A 22697-nucleotide genomic window follows, 5' to 3' on the forward strand; every position below is an offset into this window, starting at 1 on the left:
CAACGGATTTTCGATATCAAACGGCGTTTGAAAATGGTGGTAAGCCAACGCGCACAATATCGAAAACGAAGAAAAGCCAATCATGTTTTCCAAATTGCTATTGTTGGTTATACAAATGCCGGAAAATCAACGTTATTCAATCAGATTACCAACAGTGAGACCCTGGAAGAGGATCAATTATTTGCCACTCTTGATCCATTAACACGCCAAATTCAGTTTCCAACCGGTTTCAGGTCGCTGATTACAGACACGGTTGGGTTCCTGCAGGATCTGCCAACGTCACTCATTGCTTCCTTTCGTTCGACATTGGAGGAGGTCACTGAGGCTGATTTTATTCTGCATGTTGTTGATGCCGCCGATCCGGATATGGAGCAACAACATGACACTGTCATCGCTTTATTAAAAGATTTAGGAGCACATTCCATTCCGATGTTAACGGTGTATAATAAAAAAGATTTGCTAACCAGTGAATTTTTCCCACCGCATCATCCGTCTGTCCTCGTAAGTGTACTTGAAGCAGAGGATGTACAAGCAATAATGACGAAGGTGGAGGAAATATTGCGGGAAGAATGGCAATGGTATAGCATAGCACTCGATCCAAATGAGGGGCGGCTGTTGCACCGTTTGGAGCACGAGACCATATTGGATGAGCAAGTATTTGATGAGGAACAGATGAAGTATTTACTAACAGGTTATATTCAGGAAGATCACCCATTAACAAGCTACATGAAGGAGTAATAACGAAAAGTATGATAGAGACATATATGAAACAAGCAGAACAGGATTGTCAAACCAAGCATGAATCAATTGGCACCATCGTCGAAATAAATCAAAAGCGCGTTCTTGATGCGTTTAAACGCAACCGGGTTAGTGACAGTCATTTTCATTCCACCACTGGTTATGGGTATGACGATACTGGCAGAGAAACGTTAGAGGCGCTATATGCCGAGGTGTTTGGAGGAGAGGATGCCTTGGTAAGACCACAGATAGTATCCGGAACCCATGCCATTTCAACGGCGCTATTTGCCTTGTTAAGGCCCGGTGATGAACTTGTCTATATCACTGGAAAGCCGTATGACACGCTGGAATCGGTAATCGGCAAAAATAGGGAGGATTCTGGATCACTGCAAGATTTTGGTATTATATATAAAGAAGTACCACTGCTTGCAAATGGCTTGGTGAATTACCAGGAAATCAATCGGGTCATTACAGCGAAAACAAAGGTAATTGGAATACAGCGGTCAAAGGGCTATGATGATCGACCGTCGTTTACCATCAATCAGATCCAAGAAATGGTGCAGGTCGTTAAAGAAATAAATCCGGAAATCCTTGTGTTTGTGGATAATTGTTACGGAGAGTTTGTTGAGGAGCGAGAACCATTGCATGTTGGCGCAGACTTAATTGCCGGTTCGTTGATTAAAAATCCTGGCGGCGGCATTGTTAGGTCTGGGGGATATATCGCTGGACGGACAGATCTTGTACTCCAGTGCGGTCACCGGTTAACTGCCCCGGGCTTAGGCAAAGAAACTGGTGCAACATTACATATGCTGCAAGAGATGTATCAAGGATTTTTTCTTGCACCGCATGTTGTTGGTGAGGCGCTAAAGGGTGCTGTGCTGACGGCAAGGTTTTTGGAATTACTCGGTTATAGTCCATCACCTACCTATCAAGCTGAGCGCACCGATTTGATCCAATCTGTTACATTTCCAGATGCAGCGCAAATGATTGCATTTTGTCAGACCATTCAAATGAATTCCCCGGTTAATGCGTTTGTTACACCGGTGCCTAGTCCAATGCCAGGGTATGATGATGATGTGATCATGGCAGCTGGAACATTCATCCAAGGGGCGAGTCTGGAACTGACAGCGGATGGCCCGATTAGAGCCCCATATACTGCGTTTGTGCAAGGTGGCTTAACGTATGAGCATGTGAAGATTGCTTTAAAGGAAGCTGCTAAGCAACTTATTGAAAAAGGTTTGTTACAAGTAAAATAAGGGAAAAAAAAGGTGCTGTATGAATAACCTTTTCTTTCTTTTTGCTTTGCATGTCAGATTTCCTAACATGTATTTGACAGAAATACTAACATACGATAAACTACAACTATTCATTTGCTCAAGGAGGGTTTATCTATGAACGATCAGGATCGGCGTTCGATGCCCTTGTTTTCCATAGGTACGGTGAAGAAACTAACCGAATTAACCGCAAGACAAGTTCGCTATTATGAGGAGTATGGGTTGATTCAGCCGGAACGAACCACTGGTAACCAGCGCTTGTTTTCTTTTAATGACGTTGACCGTCTGCTTGAAATTAAAGATTTACTTGATAAAGGAATAAACCTGGCCGGTATTAAACATTTACTTATGGAAGAACAGAAATTGCAGGAACAACAGCAAACAGAACAATATGCAGTTTTATCGGATAAAGAATTACGGAAAATGTTAAAGAATGAGCTTTTTGAAGCAGGCAGAATGGGTAAAACAAGCTTACGGCAAGGGGAACTATCAAGATTTTTTCAGTAACACAAATTGAATGCAGTAAGGAAGGTTGACTACGACGAATACGATGAATAATGCTGGAATCAGCTCATCTTGCCAAACTTCTTAGTTACTGAAATCACGTTTAATACCTGGCGATTTGTCAGGAAAATATATTTTAAACCAATATTTTAGGAGGAACATTCATGGGATCAAAGTTAACAAAGGAACAAATTTATCAACGGATTGAGGAGGAAAATGTTCGGTTCATTCGCTTACAGTTTACAGACATGCTTGGAACCATCAAAAATGTGGAAATTCCATTAGGTCAATTGGAAAAAGCGTTGGACAATAAAATGATGTTTGATGGCTCCTCGATCGAAGGATTTGTTCGCATTGAAGAATCAGATATGTATTTATATCCTGATCTGGATACATTCGTAGTATTCCCATGGACGTCAGATAAGGGGAAGGTTGCCCGATTTATTTGCGATATTTATAATCCGGATGGGACGCCATTTGAAGGATGTCCTCGCTATAACTTAAAACGAAACGTAAAGAAGATGGAAGAATTAGGCTTTACTGCATTCAATATCGGAACGGAACCAGAATTTTTCCTATTTAAGTTAGATGAACGAGGTGAGCCATCGTTAGAGCTTAACGATAAAGGCGGATATTTTGATTTGGCTCCAACTGATTTGGGTGAAAATTGCCGACGCGATATTGTACTTGAACTAGAAGAAATGGGCTTTGAAATTGAAGCTTCTCATCATGAGGTAGCACCGGGGCAGCATGAGATTGATTTTAAATACTCCGATGCAGTAAAACACGCAGATGATATTCAAACATTTAAACTGGTTGTTAAAACGATTGCTAGAAAGCATAATCTGCATGCGACCTTTATGCCAAAACCATTGTTCGGTGTTAATGGATCCGGCATGCATGTCAATATGTCACTGTTTCAGAATGGGGAGAATCAATTTTTTGACCCGGATGGCGACATGCAATTAAGTGATGTAGCATACCAATTTACAGCAGGTGTTATAAAACATGCTACTAATTTTACCGCAGTAACGAATCCAACCGTGAACTCTTATAAACGGCTTGTTCCAGGGTATGAAGCACCATGTTATGTTGCCTGGTCCGGTACAAATAGAAGTCCCCTTGTGAGGATTCCGTATTCACGAGGATTGAGCACCCGAATTGAGGCAAGAAGTGTTGATCCGGCAGCTAACCCTTACCTGGCAATGGCTGTACTGCTGGCAGCTGGTTTAGATGGTGTGAAACATAAAATGACACCACCAACACCAATTGATCGCAATATTTATGTGATGGATAAAAAGGAACGAGAAAACAATGGCATTAAAGACTTGCCAGCGACATTGGCGGATGCCCTGGAAGAGTTAAAACAAGACGATGTGATCGTTGAAGCACTTGGTGAACATCTGTTCGAACACTTTATCGAAGCAAAAGAGATTGAATGGGATATGTTTAGAACGACTGTTCATCCGTGGGAGAGAGAGCAGTACTTGTCAGCCTACTAATATTTGAATTGTTGATCTAGCAATAATTATAATCAATTTAATCAGCGGTCAAATCATGGGAAATATTGATTGACCACTGAATTTCCCGAAAAAATTAATTCTTATTTTGTTTTTAGTTTATGACTTAATCTTTCCTGAATAAATGTTCATGTTTACTCCCGATCCAACAGCAGGACAGCGTGTGTATGTCTTGTATTATGGATTGGGAGTTTTTTTTATCCCGCTCTAACGGGTAAGACCCCCACTTCAAGATTTAGAGGTGGAACGAAAAATAAGTGGGGGTCAACTGCATGACAAAGGTCTGATTCTGTTCGGGCCTGCACGATGCAGGTCACAAAGGCGTTGCAACTCAGACGCCTGAGAACTTAGCCTTTGTTCCACTATTCAGTGGAGGAAAAAGGGCAGGCTAAAACCGTCACGTTCTTTATGCCTTCGCCTGCACTAGCACATCCTGTGCGTCGAAAACGCCCGCTGAATGAAGTTCTACTTTATATCTGCATTCTCTAAAATTCGATTGCATGCATGTAAATGTATAGTTTTAAGTAATGGCCTCCCATCCTCTCTACAAAAGGTTAAATCTAAATTATTTAACTATCTATACCCAACTACTTCTTTATTTTGTGAACATGTTGCTTATGTTTCTTAGTTTATCCAATAATTCATCTGGTATCTTAATAACCCCCCTCAGACAATCAAAAGTTTTTTATATCCGAACTAACTTTTCTCTTACTCTGGTTGAAAATCTAATGACTTGTTTATTCCAATTTTTTTCATTCCGGGTTATTAGTATGGCACATGCATAAGTGGAAAAAGGAATAGACAATGCTGAGAAATTGGCCATTGTGGAGACAGAACTTAAATCGCTGAATAAAATGATAACAACCATGAATGACAAGCTAGACGTTTGGAATCAGAGTTATGTATCTCGAAGTGAAATAAACATGACAAGAGATAAAGGAATGAAGAGCATCAGAGAGACGTTAGCGTTATATTTAAAGGGAGAGGGTTATATGAGCACTTTTGAAGAGAACAAACCGGATAAAGGTACTTGGGTACGAACAGTGACCCTGATTATTACCTGGGTAAATATGGTATTAGTTAAATACGACTTACAACCAATTCCGGTCGTGGATGATGAAACGATATCTATCATCTTAGCTGGGGTGACGACTATGTGGGCGTGGTTTAAAAATAATTATTTGACATTGACAGGACGAAAACAGAAAGCTGAATTGAAGCGCAAGGGATTAACGAAAGCGAAGTAAGACAATTTAGTATATACTGAGAGGAAAAGAAAAAGGATTGATCCAATTGAGCGACAAAACTTGGTTTAGACTATCATTCTTTATTACTATTGTATTTTTAGTTGTATCTCTGATTCTAGTTTACTTTAAAGTATTTGAACATAATGCACCCCTAAAAATATGGTATGGGATATTTGCCGTACCAACGATTTTTTTATGGTTTATTCAGAAGTTCGGACAAGAGTTGAAGGAGGGGTGAAGAAAAAGATCTTATCTACATTCGGGTTGTTAGTTATTGTGATTGCATTGCTTATAGTTACAAGGAAATTGTAAAAAAATGAATAGGTTTAGGAGAGGGACATCCGTTTCAGGATATCTTTTGGTTTTTACATTTTTCTCAATCTGCCCCATAAGTATTAACCAGCTTATTAGAAAACCCTTGATACACTTGTGTGTATCAAGGGTTTTCTAATGAATATTCCGATATAATCCAATTACTTTTCCCAAAATCGTTACATTTTGATAGATTAATGGTTCCATTGTTGCGTTTTCCGGCTGCAAGCGAATATGATCCTTTTCTTTAAAAAACCGTTTAACTGTAGCTTCATCATCATCGGTCATCGCAACCACAATATCACCATTTTGTGCTGTGTTTTGCTGTTTAACAATAACCATATCACCGTTTAAAATACCAGCCTCAATCATGCTTTCCCCTTCAATGACGAGGACATACAAACTATCATCCGGCCCTGCGCTTGAGCTTGGCAGTGGGATGAATTCCTCAATGTTCTCGACAGCAGTAATTGGAATGCCGGCGGTAACTTTTCCGATGACAGGAGCGTAACGCGCTTCATCTTTCGGAATGTTATTGTCTTCAAATGGGTCTAAAATTTCAATGGCACGTGGTTTTGTAGGGTCTCTTCTAATATATCCCTTACTTTCAATTCTAGCTAAATGTCCGTGAACAGTAGAACTCGAAGCGAGACCGACTGCACCTGCAATTTCTCGTACAGACGGTGGATAGCCTTTTTTGTTAACCTCATCTTTAATAAAATCAAGGATCATCTGTTGTCTTTTGGAAAGCTTGGTCATGGAACAAACTCCTCTCGCATAGGATTTATTAATAATAGTTTACCATTAGAACACCAATTTCGCAAACGTTCGTTCGAAAATCTGTTGACAAGATCGTGTGTTCTGTTGTAATCTAAATAATAGAGATATCGAACAAATGTCCTTGTTCGTGTACAAAGGAGCGGATAGATATGTTTGAAAAGATTACCAAAACTGATATATTCTATTTAGTAACGTTTGCTTTAACATTAGGATTTTTATATTTTGCATTGATTATGAGCGCATAACTTATAAATGAGATGAAGGTGTATGTAATGTGAGAACGATATTATATTGCCGGGTAAGTACGGATAAGAAAACACAGGAGACATCTTTAAGCAGACAGCGGCAGGAATTGCTTACACTTGCTGACATATATGATTTTACTGTTGTAAAGATCATCGAAGAAAAGCAGAGCGGCTATGACATCGATCGCGATGGGATATTTCAAATGCTTGAGCTCTTTTCAGCAGGTAAGGCTGATTGTTTATTGATTCAGGATGAAACTAGGTTAGGAAGAGGCAATACAAAAATTGCCTTATTTCATCAACTAAACAAATTAAATATCCCAATTTATACAGCCATCCATCATGGTCAACTGGAACTGTCCGAATCAGACTCCATGGTTTTACAAATTGTTGGTATCGTGGAAGAGTATCAGCGTCGGATCCATAACAGCAAAATCAGACGCGGAATAAACAAGGCAATCAATGATGGGTATGATCCTAGTAAGAATTTAACGAATCGCAATCAGGCACCTGGCCGAGAGCGAAAGACATTTCCGATTGGGGAAGTTGATCGATTGCGCAAAAAGAAGCTTACCTTTGCCGAGATTACTCATACGTTGAATGGGATGGGATATTCCGTTTCCAAAGCAACAGTACACAGAAGATATCAAGAATATCATAATACTTGAAAGTGCCTGCCAGGAAGGGTATCATGAAGGACCAAGGAGACTTAGTTATCCTTGGTTTTTATATTTTCAGGAGGTCTTTTTTATGATATCAAAAGAAAAACTGAATCGAATTAATGAATTAGCCCGTAAGTCGAAAGCAGGCGGATTAACGGATAGTGAACAAGCGGAACGACAAGCATTACGTCAAGAATATTTGCAGAATGTACGCAAATCGTTTAAAAATCAATTAAAGTCGATGACGGTGGTTGATCCAGAAGGTAATGATGTAACGCCACAAAAGTTGCGTGATATGCAAGAGCGCGAAAAGAAGCACTAAAACTTTAAGCTAGATAGTTAATTCCTGCTTATACTTGTGAGATTGTGAACTTCATTATAGAATGGTAATGGATACAATTATTGTTGATACGGAAGGGGAACAAACATGTCAAAAGATGTTGAACAATTATCCATCAATACACTGCGTACGTTAGCAATCGACGCTATTGAGCACGCGAATTCCGGCCATCCGGGACTACCAATGGGGGCAGCACCGATGGCATATACGCTATGGACCGATTTTATGAATCATAACCCGAAACACTCAAAATGGTTTAATCGAGACCGTTTTGTTCTTTCAGCAGGGCATGGTTCGATGCTGTTATATGGTTTATTACATTTATCCGGCTACGATGTGTCCATTGATGATTTAAAAGGATTCCGTCAATGGGATTCAAAAACACCAGGGCACCCAGAAGTTCATCATACAGATGGTGTGGAAGCAACAACGGGTCCATTGGGACAAGGAATTGCAATGGGCGTTGGAATGGCTATGGCTGAAGCACATTTGGCTGCTGCTTATAATAAGGATAACTTCCCTGTCGTCGATCATTACACCTATGCCTTAATCAGTGATGGCGATTTGATGGAAGGGATTTCCCATGAAGCAGCATCTCTGGCTGGACATTTGCGTCTAGGTAAATTGATTGCCTTGTATGATTCTAATGACATTTCCTTGGACGGAGAATTGAATCGTTCATTCTCTGACAACACCCAGGAGCGTTTTAAAGCGTATGGATGGCATGTGATGACCGTGGAAGACGGCAATGACGTAGTAGCATTACGCCAAGCTATCACCGAAGCGAAAGAAATTACCGATCAGCCAACATTAATTGAGGTTAAAACAATCATTGGCTATGGTTCACCAAACAAATCAAACTCTGCATCTTCTCACGGAGCGCCACTTGGAGCAGATGAAGCAAAATTAACGAAGGAATTTTATCAATGGGAACATGATGATTTCAATGTTCCGGATGAAGTGTATGCAGATTTTAATGAAAAAATCGGCAATAAGGGAGCTGCATCAGAACAAGCATGGAACAACTTGTTTACTAGTTATAAAGAAACATTTCCTGAGTTGGCCGCACAATTAGAACAGGCAATGAACGGTGAATTGCCGAAAGATTGGGATAAAGATCTCCCGATATACGAAGCCGGAAAAGATAAATTGGCAACAAGAGCATCTTCCGGAGAAATATTAAACGCAATTGCAAAATCAGTACCGTATTTCTTCGGCGGAAGTGCTGATTTAGCTGGGTCCAATAAGACGACAATGAAAGGGGAGACAGACTTTTCGCGAAATGATTATTCCGGCCGTAATATTTGGTTTGGTGTACGGGAGCATGCGATGGCGGCAGCCTTAAATGGAATGGCTTTACATGGTGGATTAAAAGTTTTTGCCGGTACCTTCTTTGTATTCAGTGATTATTTACGTCCGGCTGTTCGACTGGCTTCGATTATGCGAATGCCGGTAACATACGTGTTTACCCATGATTCAATTGCTGTTGGAGAGGATGGACCAACCCATGAACCAATTGAACAGCTCGCGGCAATGCGAGCAATGCCAGGACTTTCATTAATACGTCCGGCAGATGGAAATGAAACACAAGCAGCATGGCGCTTGGCATTGGAATCTAAGGAACAGCCGACTGCTCTCGTGCTTACTAGACAGGGGTTACCTACAATAGAAGGAACGAAAGAGAATGCGTATGACGGGGTTAAAAAAGGTGCATATGTTATTAGCAAAGCAACCAAAGAAACTCCTGATGCATTATTGCTTGCAACAGGTTCAGAAGTGTCGTTAGCTGTTGAGGCGAAACAAGTTTTACAAGCAAAAGGTATTGATGTAAGTGTTGTTAGCATGCCTTCATGGGATCGTTTTGAACAACAAGATGATACCTATAAAAATGAAGTGATTCCTAAACAGGTAAAAGCCCGTGTCGGAATTGAAATGGCTGCTACTTTTGGCTGGGATCGTTATGTCGGTGATCATGGAACGGTAATTGGTATTGACCGTTTCGGAGCCTCAGCAAAAGGAGAAAAAGTTATTGAAGAATATGGCTTTACGGTCGACCATGTAGTTGAGGAAGTTGAGAAACTAGTAAAATAAGTGATAAAAGCTAAAAAACGGATGACCCGCTTTCTGTGGGTTATCCGTTTTTTAGCTTTTATTTTCGTACAATCGACAAAACTAGTTTTATTTTGCATCACGGATTGACATTATTTTTCGTATGAATGCGTATAATAGAGTGAAAGAGGAGGGGTTTCATTGGGACATTATTCTGTCTATTGGATTAAGAAAGAATTTGCGCATCGATATTTCCATAAAAGTGGCATATTATATCGTTTTTTTAAAGAGTATAAAAATAATCCGGAATGTGTAAATCTTCAAAAACAATACCATTTTATTACCAATTCCTTTTCACCTGCCTCATTGGTAACCCATTTAAGATACAATCTGGAACATCAGCATACATTAATCGACCACGATACATATGTAGACATTAGCGGGGAAGGGTCACATATTGCTTTACATATGTATGAAAAACAGATAAACTTTCGTTGTGAAACGTTACATGATGCGGAAGATCTATTGTTTCCAGCGCTTCGTTCGTTTTATCCATTCTTGTTTACCATTCGTAACGATTGGGGGAACTATGGATGGATAGCCCCAATTCCGAGCGAAAGTGCACATTTGCATGGACAAGTATTGTATTCGTAGCGTTGATTTACTATACTGTATGAGAGACAACATGAAGGAGGAAAACTTGCATGAGCACAATTTGGGTCGTATTAATAGCTATTGTTGCTCTGATTGCTGGTGTCGCTCTTGGATTTTTTATCGCCAGAAAATATATGATGAATTATTTGAAGAAGAACCCGCCAATTAATGAGCAAATGCTTCGAACACTGATGATGCAAATGGGTCAAAAACCGTCACAAAAGAAAATCAATCAAATGATGCGTGCAATGAATAATCAACAAGGAAAATAAACTGCAATTGTCTTATTTGTTATATTGTATGTGCATCACTAAAAATACCCCTTACACCCTTTTGTGATAAGGGGTATTTTTATGCCAGCGGCTGTTGCTTTTGCTGCCGGAATAAAAGGTTTGGATTATTGTCAAATTCATTTGCTTTGCTAACTAGCGTAATCTGGTAAAATAGATGAAAGCAGATGTACTCTGGGAGGGTTGCTTTGTGTCTGAGATAAATATTTTTATTGCGTTTGGTGCGGGTTTTTTATCGTTTATTTCACCTTGTGTGCTCCCGCTTTACCCGGCCTTTTTATCCTATATAACGGGAATGAGCGTGTCCGATTTAAAGGACGACAGTAAAAAGTTTAATAAAAAAAGTATTTTACATACTATTTTCTTCTTGTTAGGGTTTTCGTGTGTTTTTATTATGTTGGGGTATTCTTCCTCCTTAATAACTGGATTTCTGGATACCTATAAAGATGTGATCCGGCAAATTGGTGCCATCTTAATTGTCTTTTTCGGTTTGGTTATCGTTGGTGCGCTGAATTTTAACTTTTTGATGAAAGATAAGCGGATTACTTTTAAAAATCGTCCATCTGGTTATATCGGATCATTTATTATCGGATTGGCATTCTCGCTTGGATGGCAGCCGTGTATGGGACCAATTCTGGGGATTGTCATTACATTGGTAGCACAGAACCCGGATGTTGGTATGATCATGATGATCAGTTATATTTTAGGATTTTCTTTACCATTTTTGATCCTGTCCTTTTTTATTGGGAAGCTTGCCTGGATCAAACGTCACAGCATAATTTTGGTGAAAATTGGCGGATACATCATGATTTTCATGGGAATTGCGTTATTTTTTGATTTAATGACCAAATTAACCTCGTTTTTAGCAGGCTGGTTTGGGTTTTCTGGTTTTTAAATTGGATTTCCCCTTAAAATTGTATTATTATGTTACTATATCTTTCTAAAAAACGATTACAATTAAGTAAGAATTGCGCAGTAGAAAATAATATATTGTGTTTGTGCTTATATAAGATGGTGGTAGTAACAACCATGATTCGGCACCAAGGTGATTTTTATAGGTGTGGTCATTGCAATGGACACGTGGGGGGATTATGATGGCAAAGATTCTGGTAGTCGATGATGCTAAGTTTATGCGTGTTACGCTTGGGGCGATATTGGAAAAAGACAACCATGTGATTGCTGGTGAAGCACAAAATGGACGTGAAGCAATCGACCAATATAAAGAATTAAAACCGGATATCGTAACAATGGATATTACGATGCCGGTTATGAATGGTATCGACGCGATTAAAGAAATAATCAAATATGATGAACAGGCGAAAATAGTCGTATGCTCGGCGATGGGGCAGCAAAAAGTTGTAGTCGATGCGATTGAATTCGGCGCAAAGGATTTTATCGTAAAACCATTTGAAGAGAGTCGAGTCCTTGAAACGGTTAAACGTGTATTACAAAGTTAGCAGGTGACATGGCGACATCATCAAATTCGTCAGGAGATAATTCCATGCTATTAACGTATGCAACGTCCATATAACACCTTCATGACATCTATAGACACAAGCAGACTTGAACTTTGAATAGCAGAAATTTGATTTGAAGCCGGGGAACTACTTACTCTAAAAAGTGGGATAATAGTGACTCGAGAAAGAGTTGATTTGATATGTTTTGGGTTATTGCAAGTACATTAGTTGCTTTTTTTATGGCAATTACCATGATATTTGTCCGATTGAAAGCAGCGAAAAAACCTGCTTCCGTCAAGAAGATCATTTTGCCACCAATATTTATGAGTACTGGTGCCTGTATGTTTTTTGTACCCGAATTTCGCGTTGCCTGGATTCAGGTTTTAGAGGCAGTTCTTGTGGGAGTACTTTTTTCAATCTTTTTAATTAAAACATCAAAGTTTGAAATTAAGGAAAATGCTATTTACCTGATCCCGTCAAAATCATTTGTTTTTATCTTGTTTGGATTACTCGCGGTACGAATGGTGATTAAAGTAATTATCGGTAGTACCATTTCGCTGGGAGAAACGAGTGGAATGTTCTTCTTGCTAGCTTTTGGAATGATTGTATCATGGCGTCTCGCGATGCTTTACAAGTATAAAAAACTGGAAAGACGTTTAAGATATCAAAACGCCTAATCAAAAAAGCGTTCGTCATCGCACGAGCGCTTTTATGATTTATTTTTAGAATAGCGTTGCTTCAATCCGCTCCGATATGTCTCAGGCGACAATTTAAACAAGGCTTCGTATGGAGTCACATCGATATGTTTTTTGCGCAATGTTTTCCGCAAAAACTTGTGATCTCGTTTTGGAGTAGCAATAATATACCCCTCAATTAATACATCACGTGTTATTTTGTTTTGCTGTTTCTTTAGGGCAACCTCACCGATTTTACTGGCTATCTTTTGCCTAGCTACATCGCGGAACAGTTCAGGCACGGGGGAAATTAGTTCCTCTAATAATTTTTTTTCCTCACTTTCCCACATATGTCTTGTTAATTCCATATAATATTCTTCCCAGTCAAGGGTAGACTTGCCATCTTCTTTAGGTAATCGTTTCAAAAATTTCCGAAACATAAAGAAGCCACCGATCGACATGAGTGTAATCAGCAATATTCCCCATAGTATAATAAAATAATCCATAATAATTGACATTAACTCACCTTATTTCCTTATTATTCTAATCATACATCAAATATGTAAACAGTTCTAAAGATTTATTTTTTTATATTTTTATAGTAAGATACAAATACTTAGTGTTTTACTTTCGCTAACTGTTCATTAAATTATAAGCTACTATTATTTATTATAAGCGGACTTATCATGACAAACAAGTGTCATAATTGCATGACTTAAAACATATAAGTAGTTTTAAAGGGGAGATATGTTGGAATTTGCAAAAAGGGGGCGGAGAGATGAAACAACAAACAAAATCCAATCAATTAGGTGAAAAGGCACGAGAACATGCCGAAAACTATGATGCATTTTTTTCAAGCATTTCCGGACTGTCTAAAACGATGATCGACTGGATTGAAAATAATCAAAGTGATTTGATTACAATTTGGGATCACCATGGCAGAGTGTGCTTTGCGTCGAAGTCTGTAGAGCGCTTGTTGGGATATACAGTGACAGAATTGGAGGGAACATTTTGGTATGAACAGATTTCTCCTGAAGATTCATCATACATTAATGAACGTTTAGCCAGTCTTTCGGAAAATGGCCAGATCTTCAATATTAATATTAAAGATAAGGATGGAAAATATATTTGGTCAGAGTGTAATCTTGGAAAAGTTACGTATGAGGACAAGGTGTATTATATTTCGACGTTACGCGATATTTCGGATAAAAAAGAAATGGAAGAAATGATGATCCGCTCCGAACAAATGTCTACTGCTGGACAATTAGCTGCTGGTGTTGCCCATGAGATTCGTAATCCGTTGACCTCGTTAAAGGGATTTATTCAATTACTGCAAGCAGGGGTTAATCGAAAAGATGAATACTATAAAATTATGATTGAAGAAATTGAGAAAATGGAGACGATTACCTCTGAACTTCTCTATATTTCTAAACCAATGACAGACAACAAAAAAAAGGAATCTATCACGGCGATGCTTGAAGATGTTGTTGAATTATTAAAGCCACAAGCAAAACTGAAAAATATGGTGTTTGATTGGGAGATCTCGGAGCAGATATTCATTCATTGTGATCGGTCCCAAATGAAACAGGTGTTGATCAACCTTGTTAAAAATGCGATTGAAGCGATGGATGATGGGGGAACAATTCAATTGATTGTCTATACGAAGGACACGAATGTGATCATTGATATTGTTGATCAAGGACCGGGAGTCCCGGAAGAAATCATACATAAACTAGGTGAACCTTTTTTCACTACGAAACAAAATGGTACAGGACTTGGATTGATGATCACGAAACAGATTTTGGAGCGGCATAATGCCAGTTTGGAAATTAGCAGGAATGCGGATAAGGGAAGCACATTTACTGTTGTGCTAAAAGGATCTGGTATGGATGGTAGACAATAAGGGCATCGAAGGAAAGCACATGGATTACCTTTAGCAGCAACATGTTAACTCGTTTGATAAGTTTTTGTTATCATTTTACATAATTTTTTACTATATGCCGCTGGGTTCGGTATAGTTGATTTTTGGTACGAAAATCATTTAATATATAGTTGATGATACATGTGTTTGTATGTATTGAAACTTGTGCATTCATACTATGATTCTATCAAGGGGTATGGTCAGAACATATGAAAGGGGTTAGGCTTAAATGTCAAAACAAGATACGTTTCATGCAAAGAAGCAATTTGAGTTAAATGGAAAAACGTATAACTACTATCATTTAAAAGAACTTGAAGAGGCTGGATTGGGCAATGTTTCACGTTTACCATTTTCCGTCCGTGTTTTACTAGAATCACTTTTGCGCCAACATGACGGGCGGGTTATTAAAGATGAGCATGTCAAAGGATTAGCGAAATGGGGTACCAAAGATGGTACAGGTGTAGATGTACCATTCAAGCCTTCACGTGTTATTTTGCAGGACTTTACCGGTGTACCTGCCGTTGTCGATCTTGCATCATTACGTAAAGCAATGGTCGACATGGGTGGCGAACCAAACAAAATCAACCCGGAGGTTCCGGTTGATTTGGTAATTGACCACTCGGTGCAAGTTGATCAATACGGTACACCTAATGCACTAAAAGCTAATATGGAACTCGAATTTGAGCGTAATGCTGAACGGTACCATTTCTTAAACTGGGCACAAAAAGCGTTTGAAAACTATCGTGCGGTTCCACCGGCAACAGGAATTGTTCACCAGGTTAACCTGGAGTACATCGCTAGTGTTGTCCATGGTTTGGAGAACGAGGACGGAACCTATGATGCATTCCCAGATACATTGGTAGGAACCGATTCTCATACAACCATGATTAACGGATTAGGTGTCCTTGGCTGGGGTGTTGGCGGTATTGAAGCCGAAGCAGGAATGCTGGGACAGCCATCATATTTCCCTGCCCCTGAGGTTATTGGTGTTAAATTCACCGGAAGTTTCCCACAAGGAACAACGGCTACCGACTTGGCGTTGAAGGTTACCCAAGTACTGCGGGAGAAAAACGTTGTTGGTAAGTTTGTGGAATACTTTGGACCAGGATTACAGGATATGCCACTTGCTGACCGGGCAACTATCTCCAATATGGCTCCAGAATATGGCGCTACATGTGGATTTTTCCCGGTTGATAAAGAATCATTGAGTTATTTACGTCTTACTGGACGTAGTGAAGAACATATTGAGCTTGTTGAGAAGTATTGTAAAGAAAATAATCTATGGTATTCTCCTGATCAAGCGGATCCGGAATATACCGAACTGGTCGAAATCAATCTTTCTGAATTGGAACCAAACCTTTCTGGACCGAAACGCCCGCAAGATCTAATTGCTTTGTCCAATATGAAAAAACAATTCAACAAAGCAGTTACTGCCCCTGCAGGAAACCAAGGTCTAGGATTGGATAAGTCGGAATTTGATAAAGAAGTGACCATTGAGCATCCAGATGGCAAAACATCTGTCATGAAAACAGGCGCACTCGCTATTGCTGCGATTACTTCATGTACGAATACATCGAATCCTTATGTTATGCTAGGTGCTGGTCTGGTTGCCAAAAAAGCGGTTGAAAAAGGATTGCATGTACCAGATTACGTAAAAACGTCGCTAGCACCCGGATCAAAAGTGGTTACTCGTTATTTGGATGATTCCGGATTGCAGCAATACCTTGATAAAATTGGCTTTAACCTAGTTGGATACGGCTGTACAACGTGTATTGGTAACTCTGGTCCATTACGCGAGGAAATTGAAGCGGCTATTGCGAAAAACGATTTAACCGTTACATCTGTATTATCCGGTAACCGTAACTTTGAAGGACGCATTCATCCATTAGTGAAAGCAAACTACTTGGCTTCACCGCCATTGGTTGTTGCATATGCATTGGCTGGAACAGTGGATATTGATCTAACGACAGAAGCAATCGGAACCGATAAGGATGGCAAGCCAGTATATATGAAAGATATCTGGCCAACGATGGAAGAGATCAAAGAGCAGGTCGAAAGCGTTGTAAAACCAGAAATTTTCCGTAAAGAATATGAAAATGTGTTTAACTCCAATGAAAAGTGGAATGAAATCGAAACAACTGACGAACCATTATTTGAATGGAATGACGACTCAACATATATTCAGAACCCGCCATTCTTTGAAGGATTATCAAAAGAAGCCGGTTCTGTTAAAACTCTGAATAATTTACGAGCGATTGGTAAATTTGGTGATTCGATCACAACAGACCATATTTCGCCAGCTGGTGCAATTGCCAAGGATATGCCTGCTGGTAAATACCTTCAGGAGAAAGGCGTATCGCCACGTAACTTTAACTCGTATGGGTCAAGACGTGGTAACCACGAAGTCATGATGCGTGGGACATTTGCCAATATCCGTATCCGTAACTTGTTAGCACCTGGAACCGAGGGTGGTTATACGACATATTGGCCAACAGAAGAGGTAATGCCAATCTATGATGCGGCTATGAAATATGAGCAAGATGGAACGGGTTTGCTTGTCATGGGCGGTAAGGATTATGGTATGGGATCTTCTCGTGACTGGGCTGCCAAAGGAACCATTCTACTTGGAATTAAAACGGTTATTGCTGAAAGCTTTGAGCGTATCCACCGTTCCAACTTAGTTATGATGGGCGTACTTCCATTACAATTTGAAAAAGGTCAAAACGCTGACAAACTAGGATTGACTGGTAAGGAAACCTTTACCGTCGATATTGACGAAACAGTCCAGCCGCATGACCTTGTGAATATAACAGCGATCGACGAAAATGGTAAAACAACTGAATTCAAAGCGATTGCTCGTTTTGATAGTGAAGTTGAAATTGATTATTATCGTCATGGCGGAATTTTACAAATGGTACTTCGTAATAAATTGGCAAATGACAGCAAAAAATATGTCGAAAAGTAATTTTTTGTAACTACAGCCATGCATTGGATACCATTATTAAGGGCTTGGTTCATATGATAAAAATCCCTGCATATGATGAATATGCAGGGATTTTTTGCACTACCCTGTAATTTTGCAGATGGAACCCCCGCTCCAACTTAAAATTGGGATAAGAAATGCTTGGTGAAGGAGACTTCGTGATGAAACAACTACTTGGAATTGCGGTAATTGTGTTATTGGCTGGAATCCTGATTTTTAACTTTGTGGAAAAAGATCATAGCCAGACTGCTGATCAGGAGGAAAAGGCTGTAAGTGTGGACAATGACTCTGATGCAGAAGATGGTGCTGCAATTGTTTCTCCCGGTGGTGCAAGCAATCTGGAACCAGGACAAATGGCTCCAGATATTGCGTTGGAAACACTTGATGGAGATATGTTACATCTTTCAGATTTTAAAGGAAAAAAAGTCTTTTTAAATTTTTGGGCCACCTGGTGTCCGCCATGTAAAGCGGAAATGCCGGAACTACAACAATTTTATAATGACTATAAAGATGACGTCGAAATCGTTGCCGTCAATTTAACCGGTTCCGAAAATAAAGAAGCGGACGTACCAAAATTTATTGACAAATATAATTATTCCTTTCCAATCTATCTCGATAAAGATCTGTCAGCGAGTAACACTTATATGACAGTTGGGATACCAACAACTTATTTTATTGGTACAGATGGCAAAATCCAAGAAAATAAAAAAACTGGCCCTATGACATATAAATTCATGCAGGATATGTTAAATTCGCTCGAATGATAATAATTTTCTAAAGAAATGGTAATACTGCTACTAAAAAGGAGTGGATTACTATTTCATTAAAGAAAAAACTATCATTTGATGAATTGGTTAATGAAAATCGCAAACAAATTTTACAGGATCAACTACTCATGGAGAAAATCGAACAAAATTTAGAAACCAAGCGCCAACGCCTGATGAAGAAAGAAAAAAGCAGTTAGCAAACCTCAAGAGCTCTTACCTTTGTTGTTATAAAAGGGAGAGCTTTTTGTATAAGACGATCAATATTGCAGAATATAGGAAGGAAAATACATTGCAAAAGGAGATTGATTATTCTTGAATAATGAATCAAACAAACCAAAGCCGGATGATCGAAGCGATAATGCTGCTAAATTGCAACAGCATGTTGAGAACACTATGGAAAACATGGAGGATGCAAATGAATCGATGCAGTTCTCATCTGGTGATGAAAAAGAAAAAATAAAAGCGAAGAATCAACGCCGTGAAGAAGCAATCAAGGGAATGCGCGCAGAAATAGCTGATGAAGAGGATTATCAATAATAATGATTAAACAAAAAACCTGGCTGCTCCAGGTTTTTTTGTTTACAGGGGCCTAAGCGTCGTATATTCATTCAAAAATAATCTATGATAAAATAATAGATAATGGGTAGAGGACAAGGAGGATTTTGGTTTTGAATAAAGTACGTACACCAATTGAAGTAAGATATGCGGAAACAGATCAGATGGGGGTAGTCTATCATGCCAATTATTTAATCTGGTTTGAAATTGGCAGAACAAAATTTATTGAAAGCATCGGATTGAGTTATGCAAAAATGGAGGAACAAGGTGTATTGGCACCAGTAATTGATGCCCAATTGTCCTATAAAAAACCAATTCGTTATGGGGAAGAAGCATTTATCGAAACATGGCTGCAAAAATATGATGGTCTGCGTACGGTTTATGCCTATCAAGTTTTGGACGGTAAAGGTAATGTAGCCGTTAGCGGAACAACGGAGCATGTCATTGTGAAAAGTGACAGTTTTCGACCATTATCATTGCGACGGAAATTTCCTGACTGGCATAAAGCATATTCGAATCAGTTAAACGGAGTTTCCTAATGGCTTTTGGACTGAAGCGGAAGGATTTAATAACCTGGAAAGAGAAGGTTGAACGTGGGGAAATTGCATTTCTGACGCATTACTGGCAGGATCCACGATTTCCAAATTGTGTTACGGTAACAAAGGTTGGATGCAGTGATGAGGAAAAGCTGGCTGCTTGGGGTCAAAACTATGGCTTAAAAGCAGCATGGATTGATCGTCATCAAAATTATCCGCATTTCGACTTGTTTGGTGAAAATCAAAAACGGATTCTGCAGCATGAGCAGCAGTGGGAGCAATTGAACCAGTTTAATCTTTAATTAATGAATATGCCATAAACAAATGAGGTTGGTTCATAACCGAAACGCTGCACACTTAAGATGAGTGATTATAGGAAGGTAAGTTTAGAATGTGAATTTTTTAGGAGAGAAGTGTAATACAATACAAAGTTGATGGAAACTGCGACGTCGTGAATATTAATTAATAACACTCGTTCTATTGGAAGAGGGGTGCTAATGCCTCCGTCCGGGTGAGTGGAGGGTGGAGTATTTTGACGGAGCGAATGTAAGCACCAATCTTCCATTAGAACGGGAGAGTACCCTCAAAGAAATTATCATGTGTCGCAGTTTATGCATAATCAGCATCAACGTTTTCCTATACTTATTACTTAAAAATATTTATCCACATCGAGATACTTTCTTGCTAAAGTTTAAAAGCTAAAACACTTTTGTCCCAGCTTCAGCTTTTTTGTTTACTAATCATAAATAAATTCTGGCTCTTGCTTCTGCTTATTCCATTGCACACGTAAATCCACTGCTTCAAAATACCAAGCATCAGCAGTTTCGATGAAAAAGGTTATTCCATCCACAAGACTGCTTGCATGGATTTCATTAGGGTTGTCAATTCGAACTCCCAGTGAAAAGCCGGGAATATGTCCACCGAAGCCATACCGAACATAATAGCGTAAATGGGCTGATTGATTGATATCGAATTCTTGTTTATACCATTCAGCTGCCTCTTTTGTCACATGCAGGTTCAAATTTGATCAGCTCCTTTAAGGTTTTTTGTGTTTTCTTTCCTTTTTTTCCGGAACCAAATCAACACCACCGGGATGGAACGGGTGACATTTACTAATACGTTTAATAGTTAAATAACCGCCCTTAATGGCCCCAAACCGTCTGAACGCTTCTAACCCATATTCCGAACATGTAGGATAAAATCGGCACGACGGAGCTTTAAAAGGGCTGATTGCTTTTCGGTAAAATTGGATCAATGCAATAAAAAAATATTTCATGTTTTTTCCTTCTTCATGTAATGGGTGTTTGAACCCTTGCTGTAACATAGCAAGAAGAGAATTTGTTGCGTATTACCTCATATTAATTATTTTTTGAATAGGTTACCGAAGCAATGGCATCATGCATATGAATCGATTCTTCATTGCGGCAGCTGACTTTAAATTTTGTAACAAAGGGCATTTCATAAAGATCCGCCGCCACCAGGCGAACCATATCCTCTACAAATCGAGGATTTTCATATGCTTGTTCGGTCACCATTTTTTCGTCCGGACGCTTCAGAACAGGGTGAAGTGGTGCACTTGCATTGCTTTCAGCAGCATCAAGAAGCATTTCTTTCCAATCTGTTTCTGTTTCATCAAAGTCATCCGCAAGATCAATTTCCATCGTGACATATCCACGCTGATTATGGGCACTATATTCACTGATTTCTTTGGAACATGGACACAGCGTAGTGATTGGGACAGAAAATGATGCCGAAACAGCGAATTCACCTAGTTTATCATAAGACACCATTAATCCTAAATCTGCATGGTTCATTCCAGATAATCCGGTTTGCGGACTGCGCCGTTCATAAAACCATGGGAACGTTACGGTGATTTCGGCATCTGGTTGCTTTAATCGTTTGGCAAGATCCTTTGTAAACTGCTTCAATGTTGCTATGTCAGCAGAAAACCCTTGTTCATGATATATATTCAATTGTTCCGTAAACCGGCTCATGTTGGTACCTTTACTTGTTTTCTCAACTGCCGATGTAAATCGGAATGTGCCAATACTCGTTTGGGTGGCCGGTTGTAAACGACTGGATATGGTGATCGGATGCTTCACATTAGCAATACCGACTTCATCTAAATCAAATAGAAAATCTTTTCTTGTATTTTGCAAATCGGCCATTTTATCTTTTTCGACCGGCTTTGTTTTTGGGCCAGGTTCAACTGATCCAAATAATTTATGACGTTCAGCTTTATTTGGTAACGGATTGTTAGGCTGCGTTTTTAATTTATCCATAACGATATCACCTCTTTCACTCTACAGTTAAAGTATACTTAACTCAGCTATAATATTCAATCGATTGACTTATCCCATGCAAGAAGAAGCACCATGTAAGACGGTGCTTCTTCTTATCATTATTATATCATAAGCACATCTGCTAATGGTAGAAATAGCCTTTTGCCCCAAGTACATTCCTCAACTAATACTTCATATCACATCCAGGTGATTTTCGGTTCGGTCTTATTTTTAATTCGTTTAATATTTTCCTTATGTCGATAGAGTACGAAAATTGTTAGCGAGGCTATGACAATGATCAAGAAAATATCCTCCTTGAGCAAAATCGCAACGATAAATGAAACTACTCCGGTAATCATGGATGATAGGGAAACATATTTGGATAGGTACAAGGTCAATAAAAATGTCAGAACCATAATAATAAATAAAATGGGACTAACCCCAAGAATGATCCCTCCCGAAGTTGCCACTGCTTTTCCGCCCTTGAATTTAGCAAATAATGGATATGTATGCCCAATAACGGCAAACAGTCCAATGACCAGCCGATGAACATCCGCATCGAAAAACAATGGTATCAGTGTTGCTAGTGTTCCTTTTAAGATATCGGATACAACAACGATTGATCCTGCTTTTATACCTAAGACGCGAAAGGTATTTGTTGCTCCCAGATTACCACTTCCATGCTCACGGATGTCGATGTTATACCCAATTTTTCCAACAAGTACACCAAATGGGATGGAGCCTAACAAATATGCTATGATAGCAAATAAAACGTAGTCCATAATGTGTTCCTTCTCTCTTAACAGTTCAATGTATAGTTCATTTTATCATGAACTGGTCCTGGAAAGAACAAAAATTATAACTTTTATACAGAAGTAATCGAACTTGAGCACGTGGCACGCCTAAA

26 protein-coding genes are annotated in these 22697 nt (G+C 39.2%); 20 read left to right on the forward strand and 6 right to left on the reverse strand.

What is annotated here, in order from left to right:
* The 5 genes from hflX to WMZ97_RS17755 form a co-directional block, all read left to right on the forward strand.
* Positions 1-738: GTPase HflX (gene hflX / locus WMZ97_RS17735; protein ID WP_343273429.1), on the forward strand; the 738-nt coding region annotated here is incomplete at its 5' end.
* An 11-nt stretch (positions 739-749) separates the two neighbouring features.
* Complete coding sequence (locus tag WMZ97_RS17740; RefSeq protein ID WP_343273430.1) at positions 750-1994, forward strand: methionine gamma-lyase family protein; 1245 nt, start codon at positions 750-752, stop codon at positions 1992-1994.
* Between the two features lie 135 nt (positions 1995-2129).
* Positions 2130-2519: a MerR family transcriptional regulator gene (locus tag WMZ97_RS17745; RefSeq protein ID WP_343273431.1), complete on the forward strand. Its 390-nt coding sequence runs from the start codon at positions 2130-2132 to the stop codon at positions 2517-2519.
* A gap of 161 nt (positions 2520-2680) precedes the next feature.
* Positions 2681-4018 (forward strand): type I glutamate--ammonia ligase, encoded by a 1338-nt coding sequence (glnA, locus tag WMZ97_RS17750; protein WP_343273432.1) that lies wholly within the window; start codon positions 2681-2683, stop codon positions 4016-4018.
* 959 nt (positions 4019-4977) lie between these two features.
* A complete protein-coding gene (locus WMZ97_RS17755; RefSeq protein ID WP_343273433.1) occupies positions 4978-5283 on the forward strand; it encodes a phage holin in 306 nt (101 codons plus the stop codon).
* A gap of 447 nt (positions 5284-5730) precedes the next feature.
* Here WMZ97_RS17755 and lexA read toward each other — a convergent pair whose 3' ends face one another.
* Complete coding sequence (lexA, locus tag WMZ97_RS17760) at positions 5731-6354, reverse strand: transcriptional repressor LexA (RefSeq protein ID WP_343273434.1); 624 nt, start codon at positions 6352-6354, stop codon at positions 5731-5733.
* Positions 6355-6649: 295 nt separating this feature from the next.
* Here lexA and WMZ97_RS17765 point away from each other — a divergent pair, with 295 nt between their 5' ends.
* From WMZ97_RS17765 to WMZ97_RS17800, 8 genes are all read left to right on the forward strand, one after another.
* Positions 6650-7288, forward strand: coding sequence for a YneB family resolvase-like protein (locus tag WMZ97_RS17765; protein WP_343273435.1), 639 nt, complete (start codon positions 6650-6652; stop codon positions 7286-7288).
* A gap of 82 nt (positions 7289-7370) precedes the next feature.
* Positions 7371-7604 carry a DUF896 domain-containing protein gene (locus WMZ97_RS17770; protein ID WP_343273436.1) on the forward strand — a complete coding sequence of 78 codons (234 nt, stop codon included), beginning with the start codon at positions 7371-7373 and terminating at the stop codon, positions 7602-7604.
* Positions 7605-7709: 105 nt separating this feature from the next.
* Positions 7710-9713 carry a transketolase gene (gene tkt, locus WMZ97_RS17775; protein ID WP_343273437.1) on the forward strand — a complete coding sequence of 668 codons (2004 nt, stop codon included), beginning with the start codon at positions 7710-7712 and terminating at the stop codon, positions 9711-9713.
* Between the two features lie 159 nt (positions 9714-9872).
* The gene (sirA, locus tag WMZ97_RS17780; protein ID WP_343273438.1) at positions 9873-10325 is read left to right on the forward strand and encodes a sporulation inhibitor of replication protein SirA; all 453 of its coding nucleotides are present in this window, start codon (positions 9873-9875) and stop codon (positions 10323-10325) included.
* Positions 10326-10375: 50 nt separating this feature from the next.
* Positions 10376-10597, forward strand: a complete 222-nt coding sequence (locus tag WMZ97_RS17785) for a YneF family protein (protein WP_343273439.1) — start codon at positions 10376-10378, stop codon at positions 10595-10597.
* Positions 10598-10805: 208 nt separating this feature from the next.
* Positions 10806-11510, forward strand: a complete 705-nt coding sequence (locus tag WMZ97_RS17790) for a cytochrome c biogenesis CcdA family protein (protein ID WP_343273440.1) — start codon at positions 10806-10808, stop codon at positions 11508-11510.
* A gap of 199 nt (positions 11511-11709) precedes the next feature.
* Complete coding sequence (locus tag WMZ97_RS17795) at positions 11710-12072, forward strand: response regulator (protein ID WP_343273465.1); 363 nt, start codon at positions 11710-11712, stop codon at positions 12070-12072.
* A gap of 200 nt (positions 12073-12272) precedes the next feature.
* Complete coding sequence (locus tag WMZ97_RS17800) at positions 12273-12749, forward strand: CcdC family protein (protein ID WP_343273441.1); 477 nt, start codon at positions 12273-12275, stop codon at positions 12747-12749.
* 32 nt (positions 12750-12781) lie between these two features.
* Here the strand turns inward: WMZ97_RS17800 and WMZ97_RS17805 are convergent, their stop codons facing one another.
* A complete protein-coding gene (locus tag WMZ97_RS17805) occupies positions 12782-13264 on the reverse strand; it encodes a DUF2621 family protein (protein WP_343273442.1) in 483 nt (160 codons plus the stop codon).
* A 260-nt stretch (positions 13265-13524) separates the two neighbouring features.
* Between WMZ97_RS17805 and WMZ97_RS17810 the strand changes: the two genes are divergently transcribed.
* The 7 genes from WMZ97_RS17810 to WMZ97_RS17840 all read left to right on the forward strand — a co-directional run bounded on the left by WMZ97_RS17810 (position 13525) and on the right by WMZ97_RS17840 (position 19810).
* Complete coding sequence (locus tag WMZ97_RS17810; RefSeq protein WP_343273443.1) at positions 13525-14649, forward strand: ATP-binding protein; 1125 nt, start codon at positions 13525-13527, stop codon at positions 14647-14649.
* A 247-nt stretch (positions 14650-14896) separates the two neighbouring features.
* Positions 14897-17632, forward strand: a complete 2736-nt coding sequence (gene acnA / locus WMZ97_RS17815) for an aconitate hydratase AcnA (RefSeq protein WP_343273444.1) — start codon at positions 14897-14899, stop codon at positions 17630-17632.
* A 179-nt stretch (positions 17633-17811) separates the two neighbouring features.
* Complete coding sequence (locus tag WMZ97_RS17820) at positions 17812-18414, forward strand: TlpA family protein disulfide reductase (protein WP_343273445.1); 603 nt, start codon at positions 17812-17814, stop codon at positions 18412-18414.
* Between the two features lie 53 nt (positions 18415-18467).
* Entirely contained in the window at positions 18468-18614 is a 147-nt protein-coding gene (locus tag WMZ97_RS17825; RefSeq protein WP_343273466.1) for an FbpB family small basic protein, read from the forward strand.
* Positions 18615-18729: 115 nt separating this feature from the next.
* Positions 18730-18954: a small acid-soluble spore protein Tlp gene (gene tlp / locus WMZ97_RS17830; protein WP_343273446.1), complete on the forward strand. Its 225-nt coding sequence runs from the start codon at positions 18730-18732 to the stop codon at positions 18952-18954.
* A 131-nt stretch (positions 18955-19085) separates the two neighbouring features.
* A complete protein-coding gene (locus WMZ97_RS17835) occupies positions 19086-19511 on the forward strand; it encodes an acyl-CoA thioesterase (protein WP_343273447.1) in 426 nt (141 codons plus the stop codon).
* Complete coding sequence (locus WMZ97_RS17840) at positions 19511-19810, forward strand: hypothetical protein (RefSeq protein WP_343273448.1); 300 nt, start codon at positions 19511-19513, stop codon at positions 19808-19810. Before WMZ97_RS17835 ends, WMZ97_RS17840 begins: the two co-directional genes overlap by 1 nt.
* 434 nt (positions 19811-20244) lie before the next feature.
* On the opposite strand, the gene WMZ97_RS17845 is transcribed toward WMZ97_RS17840, so the two are convergent.
* The 4 genes from WMZ97_RS17845 to plsY form a co-directional block, all read right to left on the reverse strand.
* Positions 20245-20529: a HesB/YadR/YfhF family protein gene (locus WMZ97_RS17845; RefSeq protein WP_343273449.1), complete on the reverse strand. Its 285-nt coding sequence runs from the start codon at positions 20527-20529 to the stop codon at positions 20245-20247.
* A 15-nt stretch (positions 20530-20544) separates the two neighbouring features.
* Positions 20545-20784: a membrane protein insertion efficiency factor YidD gene (yidD, locus tag WMZ97_RS17850; RefSeq protein WP_343273450.1), complete on the reverse strand. Its 240-nt coding sequence runs from the start codon at positions 20782-20784 to the stop codon at positions 20545-20547.
* 82 nt (positions 20785-20866) lie between these two features.
* Complete coding sequence (gene folE2, locus WMZ97_RS17855) at positions 20867-21790, reverse strand: GTP cyclohydrolase FolE2 (protein WP_343273451.1); 924 nt, start codon at positions 21788-21790, stop codon at positions 20867-20869.
* Positions 21791-21987: 197 nt separating this feature from the next.
* Entirely contained in the window at positions 21988-22572 is a 585-nt protein-coding gene (gene plsY / locus WMZ97_RS17860; protein ID WP_343273452.1) for a glycerol-3-phosphate 1-O-acyltransferase PlsY, read from the reverse strand.
* Positions 22573-22697: the final 125 nt, after the last annotated feature.

It is taken from the genome of Lentibacillus songyuanensis (assembly GCF_039548255.1).
Classification (GTDB): domain Bacteria; phylum Bacillota; class Bacilli; order Bacillales; family Amphibacillaceae; genus Lentibacillus_C; species Lentibacillus_C songyuanensis.